Origin of the sequence: Alkalicoccus luteus (assembly GCF_012034335.1) — a bacterium.
GTDB classification, from domain to species: Bacteria; Bacillota; Bacilli; order Bacillales; family Salisediminibacteriaceae; genus Alkalicoccus; species Alkalicoccus luteus_A.
Window position 1 is genome coordinate 1 of the sequence record NZ_JAATHJ010000135.1, and the last position, 226, is coordinate 226.

Below are 226 nucleotides of genomic sequence, written 5' to 3' on the forward strand. Positions count from 1 at the left end.
GGCTATTCGGTGCATCAGCGCCCGACGGATACCCGCTGCCTGATCCCGCACCTGGAGCTTCTCCGCTCCTGGTCCCTGCCGTTTCCCAAGCAGCTCGCGGCGGATGCCGGCTATGGCAGTGAGCCAACCTATACGTATCTTCTGGAAGAGGCGCCTCTCCAGGCAGAGAACCCGTTTTTGATTCCGTACAACACCCTGGCTGCCGAAACGAAACCCTCGTTTACGA

1 pseudogene is annotated in these 226 nt (G+C 60.2%); it reads left to right on the forward strand.

Going from position 1 to position 226, the window contains the following annotated elements:
* Window positions 1–226, forward strand: a pseudogene (locus tag HCN83_RS18910) (IS5/IS1182 family transposase); the annotation flags it as partial.